This is a genomic window from Deltaproteobacteria bacterium (genome assembly GCA_003696105.1).
Taxonomy (GTDB): Bacteria; Myxococcota_A; Polyangia; order Haliangiales; family J016; genus J016.
The window spans coordinates 1-5,879 of sequence record RFGE01000327.1 but is presented as its reverse complement, the minus strand read 5'-3'; the positions used below and the strand labels follow the sequence as shown (position 1 = coordinate 5,879).

At 72.2% G+C, this 5,879-nt stretch carries 4 protein-coding genes; 2 read left to right on the top strand and 2 right to left on the bottom strand.

All coding sequences use genetic code 11. The annotated features are described in order from the left end of the window. The coding region (locus D6689_20425; protein ID RMH37980.1) for a hypothetical protein at nt 1-501 on the bottom strand (501 nt) is incomplete at its 3' end. A 342-nt stretch (nt 502-843) separates the two neighbouring features. On the opposite strand from D6689_20425, the gene uppP reads away from it, so the two are divergent. Together uppP and D6689_20415 are read left to right on the top strand one after the other, a co-directional pair. Beyond that, entirely contained in the window at nt 844-1,641 is a 798-nt protein-coding gene (gene uppP / locus D6689_20420; GenBank protein ID RMH37979.1) for an undecaprenyl-diphosphatase UppP, read from the top strand. 109 nt (nt 1,642-1,750) lie between these two features. Next, entirely contained in the window at nt 1,751-3,988 is a 2,238-nt protein-coding gene (locus tag D6689_20415) for a PEGA domain-containing protein (GenBank protein ID RMH37978.1), read from the top strand. Between the two features lie 8 nt (nt 3,989-3,996). Here the strand turns inward: D6689_20415 and D6689_20410 are convergent, their stop codons facing one another. Further along, entirely contained in the window at nt 3,997-5,508 is a 1,512-nt protein-coding gene (locus D6689_20410) for an aldehyde dehydrogenase family protein (protein RMH37977.1), read from the bottom strand. Between the last annotated feature and the right edge of the window lie 371 nt (nt 5,509-5,879).

Below are 5,879 nucleotides of genomic sequence, written 5' to 3'. Positions count from 1 at the left end.
GGCGGGGCGCCGGGCCGCGGAAGGCGCGGCCCGGGCGCGGGCCGGTCGCGCGGCGGGGGCGCGGCCGGGGGGAGGCGGCGGAGGCGAGGAGGCGCGCGCCAGCCGGCGCCGCGGCGGCGGCTGCGGCGGCCCGAGGCTGGCGAGGACGCGGGCTTTCGGGATGACTTGCGTGACCTCGTCGCGGGCGCGGGCGCGCGCGGCGCGCAGGCGCCACTCCCACTCTTCGTCGTCTGGCTCCGCCGCGCCGGGCGCTGCGGGGGTCGGCGGCGCGGCAGGCGCGGGCGCCCCGGTGCGCGGGGCAGGCGCGGCGGGAACGGGTGGCGCAGCCGGCGCCGCCACCTGCGGCGGAGCGCCGGCGGCGGCCAGGGCCGGGACGACTGCGGCGGCGGGCGGCGCGACCGCACCCGCCGGCACGATTCGACCGTCGGCGGCGAGCGCGAGCCCATAGTCGGCCAGCCGGACGTAGCCCCAGCGGCGTAGCAGGTTCGCGACGAAGCCCATGTCGTGGGGGCGATGCATGGACCGGGCCACGGCCGCGCGACCGGTGGCCGGTGCAGGTCGCGGAAATCGTACGGCTCGCCCACGGCGGTCGGGCCGGCCGTCCCCAGGGAGCGTCCCCGATCGGGGACTGCCCCCTCACGCGGTGCGCTCCGGTCGCCCCGCCGGCCATCGGGTTCGCGCTTCGCCGGCCGCGCCGCTATAGTGCGCCGCCATGTGGAACGCCCCTGGCCGCTACGCCGCCGCTAGGACGTTCGCGCGGCCTGCGCGCGGGGCCGGTCGCGCGCGCGCGTCGCGAGCGCCGCACCGTTTCGGCGCAGAGGCGGTCGATCCCGGGAGGGCCTGATGGCGCTGTGGTTCGCCGCGCTGCTCGGGCTCGTGCAGGGACTCACGGAGTTCTTGCCGATCTCGTCGACCGCGCACCTGCGTATCGTCCCCGCGCTGCTCGGCCAGCCGGATCCCGGCGCCGCGTTCAGCGCGGTCATTCAGCTCGGCACGCTCGTCGCCGTCGTCGGCTACTTCGCGCGGGATCTGTTCGTCGCGATGCCGCGGGCGCTGCTCCGCGATCGCGGCAGCCACGATGCGCGCATGGCGATGTACCTGGTCGTCGGCACCGTCCCGATCGGGATCGCCGGCCTCGCGCTGGAGCGCCACATCACCGGGCCGCTTCGGTCGTTGTACGTCGTCGGCGGGGCGCTCGTCGCGGTGGCGATCGTGATGGCGTACGCTGATCGGCGCGAGGGCCACCGAGGCATCGACGCGGTCGGGTTGGCCGACGCGGTCTGGGTCGGGTGTGCCCAGGCACTGGCGCTGGTCCCGGGCGTGTCGCGCTCGGGCGCGACGATCGCGGCGGCGCTCGTGCTGGGGCTGCGCCGCACCGACGCTGCGCGGTTTTCGTTTCTGCTGGGCGTGCCCGCGATCTTCGCCGCCGGCGTCTACGAGCTGCGCCACGTGGCGGCGGCCGACGTGGGCGCCGCGCCCATCGCGGTCGGAATCGCCACCGCCGCGGTCAGCGGGTATGCGAGCATCGCGTGGCTGTTGCGCTTCCTCGCGTCGCACCGGTTCACGCCGTTCGTGATCTACCGCATCGCGCTCGGCGTGACCGTGATCTCGCTGGCGGCGATGGGCGCGATTGCCGGGTGACCGGGCGGCGATCTCGCGCGTCGCAAGTGCGCATGGGCCGCGCGGGTGAAATTGACGCGTGTCGCGCGCGTCGAATAGGCTAGCCACACCGCACAGGGGGATCCTTCGTATGTTCAGCTCAACTCGTTTCCACCGCGTGGCCGCTGTGTTCGCAGTAGGCGTCCTCGCGGGGGTCGCCGTCGAAGCGCACGCACAGACGGAGCCGCGCCCCGAGCGCCGCGGGCGCAAGTACCGGGTCCGCATCGACTCGGCCCCTCAGCGTGCCGCCATCTATCTCGACGACGAAAAGTACGGCATCGTCGGCTACACGCCGTGGGAGGGGCGCCTGCAAAAGGGCGACTGGAAGATCATCGTCAAGCTCGACGGCTACGAGACGGCCACGCGCGTCGTGCGGATCAAGCGCAGCCGCCGCACGCAGGAGTTCTTCCTGCCGCTGGTGAAAAAGGAGGTGCCGGCCAAGTTGGACGTGATCGCGGCCGCGGACAACAACACGTTCGGCGCCGAGGTGTGGGTGGACGGTCAACTCCAGGGCAACGTCCCGGTCGTGCTCAACGTCAAGGAGGGCCGCCACCTCGTCGAGATCAAGAAGGCGGAGTTTCAGGACTATTCGCAGTGGGTCGACGTCAAGGAGGGGGAGCGCGTGACGATCGCGCCCGTGCTCAAGCCGGTGAAGAAGGAGCCGCAAAAGGGCTCGGTCCTGGTGGACGCGGACGTGCAGGACGCCGAGGTCTACATCGACGGCCAGCTGTGGCGCGACAAGACGCCGACGCTCGTGCCGGACATCCCGGAGGGACCACACGTCGTCGAGGTGCGCAAGGAACCGGCGATGCCGTGGAAGCAGACCGTCGTGGTCAAGGCGGGCCAGACCGTGAAGGTCAACGCGGAGCTCCAGGCGACGATCGGCGGCCCCGGCGGGTCGATCCGGGTGCTCAGCAGCGCGCCGAAGGCCGAGGTGTGGGTCGACGGGACGCGCGTCGGCGAGGTGCCGATCGACGTCAAGGACCTCAAGCCGGGCGAGCACGTCATCGAGGTGCGCGCGCCGGGGTTTTTGCCGCGCACCGAGCGCGTCGAGGTGAGCGCCGGCTCGGCGGCGATCCTGCAGATGGACTTGCAGCCGGAGGCCGGCCCGTCGGACGCCGGCACGCTCAAGGTCGTGTCGCCGGTGCCCGACGCGGCGGTGTCGATCGACGGCGCGCGCATCGGACCGGTTCCGCAGACCAAAGAAGTGTCGGCCGGCGAGCACTTCGTGCGCGTCGAAAAGAAGGGCTACCGCACGTTCGAGCAGAAGGTCCGGGTCGAAGCCGGCCAGGAGGTCGTCGTCACCGCCGATTTGAAGGCGGCGGGGGAGATTCGCGTGCTGTCGAATCCGTCGGGTGCGGCGGTGTCGCTCGACGGCGAGGTCGTCGGAAAGACGCCGTTCACGATCCCGGAGGTGAGCGTCGGCGAGCACGTGATCGCGATCTCGCGCGACGGCTACTACCAGTTCGAGAAGCTGGTCAACATCGAGGGGGGCAAGCGCGAGGTCATCAACGCGACGCTCAAGCAGATCGACCTCGGTCCGACCGAGGAGGAGCTGCTGCGCGAGCGGCGGTCGCGGTCGTCGTTCGGCGCCCGCACGCTGATGCGCGAAAAGCCGACGTTCGACGCGTCGGTCGGCTATCCGCACTTTCTCGGGATCCGGTTCACGATCGGCGTCGGCCAGCTCAAGGGGTTCGGCCTCGACGCCGGCATCGGCGTGCAGACGTTCTTCCAGCGCACGGACCTGTCGGTCCACACCCGGATCCAGCTGTTGGACCGCTCGCCGGTGTCGGTCGGCGCGTTCGCGACGGCCGGCTACGGCACGCGGTTCGACCGCAGCCAGCGCGACAGCTACTTCATCGACGCGGGCGGCATGCTGTCGCTCACGGCGATCGGCCGGCTCACCATCACCGGCCGGCTGTACCTGTCGGCGTGGACCGACCGGTTCTGTCCGCCGCTGGCGACCGCGCCGCAGTTCGAGGCGCGGTCCGAGCCGACCGACCTGTGCAAGGCCTACCTCGAGAAGGTCGACGGCATGGACTACTTCTCGGACGTCGCGACCCTGTCGGACGAGCGGTTCAATCGGATCAATCAGCTCCTGGACGACGACGGCGACGACCGCAAGATCTTCGAGCGCAACGGGGGCATCCGGTTGATGATCGCGCTGATCGTGGAGTACGCGGTCAACGAGCGCATCAATGTGTGGGGCATGCTCGACGGCACGCCGTCGCGCAGCGAGCGCCCGGCCTACACGGACGCGTTCAACGACTTCCTGCTCAAGGACGACAACGGCGTCTACTTCCGAAGCGGCATCACCTACAAGTTCTGACGCGCGGTCTACAGGAACTGCACGCCCTGAGCCAGCGGTAGATCGTCTCCCCAATTGACGGTGCACGTCTGCCGCCGCATGTAGGCCTTCCACGCGTCGGAGCCGGCCTCGCGGCCGCCGCCGGTGTCCTTCTCCCCGCCGAACGCACCGCCGATTTCGGCGCCGGAGGTGCCGATGTTGACGTTGGCGATGCCGCAGTCCGACCCGGCAGCCGACCAGAACTGCTCCGCCGCACGGCCGCTTTCCGAAAACAGGCAGCTCGACAGTCCCTGGCGGACGGCGTTGTTGGCCGCGATGGCCTCGTCCAGATCGTCTACCTCGAACACGTACAAGATGGGCGCGAACGTCTCCTCGTGCGCGATCGGGAACCGGTCCTGCGGCGGCGCGGCGATGAGGGTCGGTTCGACGTAGAACCCGGGCCGGTCGATGCGGCGACCGCCCGCGAGCACGCGCCCGCCCGACGCGACCGCGGCGGCGACCGCGCGCTCGAACGCGGCCACCGCATCGGCCGAGATCAGCGGCCCCATCAGCACGCCGTCGTCGAGCGGATCGCCGACGCGTATCGAGCGGTACGCCGCGACGAGTGCGTCTACGAGCTGCGGCGCGATGCCGCGCTGGACGAACAGCCTGCGCGTCGTCGTACAGCGCTGGCCGGCGGTGCCGACGGCGCCGAACGCGAGGGCGCGAACCGCCAGGTCCAGGCGCGCGTCGTCGAGCACGATCGCCGCGTTGTTGCCACCGAGTTCGAGCAGGCTGCGGCCGAGCCGGCGCGCGACCCGCTCGGCCACTCGGCGCCCGACCGGGATCGACCCGGTGAACGACACCAGTGGCAGGCGCGCATCGTCGCACAGCCGCTCGCCGACGTCGTGGCCGCCGGCGGCGAGGGTGAACACTCCGTGCGCGTCGTGGTCGGCCATCGCGCGCTCGCACAGCCGCTGCACGGCGATGGCGCACAGCGGGGCGGCGGGCGACGGCTTCCACACGACCGGGTCGCCGCACACGGCCGCGATCGCGGCGTTCCACGCCCACACCGCCATCGGGAAGTTGAACGCGGTGATCACGCCGGCCGGCCCGAGCGGGTGCCATTGCTCCATCATGCGATGGCGTGGCCGCTCCGACGGCAGGGTGATGCCGTACAGCTGGCGGCTGAGTCCGACGGCGAACTCGCAGATGTCGATCATCTCCTGCACCTCGCCGAGCCCCTCCGAACGGATCTTGCCCACCTCGAGCGAGATCAGTGCGCCGAGTGCTTGTTTGTGCTCGCGAAGCAGGGCGCCGAGCCGGGCGATCAGTTGGCCGCGCGCCGGCACCGGCCGCAGGCGCCATTCGGCGAACCGGTCGTCGGCGGCGGCGATCGCGGCGTCGGCGTCGGCAGCGGTGGCGGCGCGAATTTCGCCGAGCGGTTCGCCGGTCGCCGGGTTGAGCGACACGAGCGGTGGGCCGCCGCTGCGCCACCTTCGTCCGTCGCTCGCGCCGGAGTGACCGGCCGAAATGCCGAGGGTTGCCAGCGGGTCGTGCATGGCGGGATTGTACGCCGGGGCCGGCGCCCGGGTGGGGCCCGGGCGGGCCGCCGGCCGCCCGCGGCGCGAAGAGGGTGTACTCGGCGCGAGATCGACCGGCGCCGGTGGCCTCGGTGCGTACGCGCTGGACGGCACCACGAACGCGGAGGCAGACGGCGTCGCGCGACCAGCCGGCAGCCGACCGGCCGCGGCGAGCACGCCAAGCGACGTCGCGTCCGTTTCGCCGGGGTCGACGCCGCGCGGCGCCGCGGCCGGCGGTATGCTCGCCGCCGATGCCACACGCGGTGATCTTGGGAGCGGGGCGCGTCGGCGCCGCGATGGTGCGCGATCTGGCGGCCGATCCGGCCTACGACGTGACCGTGGTCGACGCG

Bases quoted from the DNA above. Each gene is read 5' to 3' on its own strand.
- uppP (RMH37979.1), top strand. From the start codon at position 844: ATGGCGCTGTGGTTCGCCGCGCTGCTCGGGCTCGTGCAGGGACTCACG.
- D6689_20415 (RMH37978.1), top strand. From the start codon at position 1,751: ATGTTCAGCTCAACTCGTTTCCACCGCGTGGCCGCTGTGTTCGCAGTA.
- D6689_20410 (RMH37977.1), bottom strand. From the start codon at position 5,508: ATGCACGACCCGCTGGCAACCCTCGGCATTTCGGCCGGTCACTCCGGC.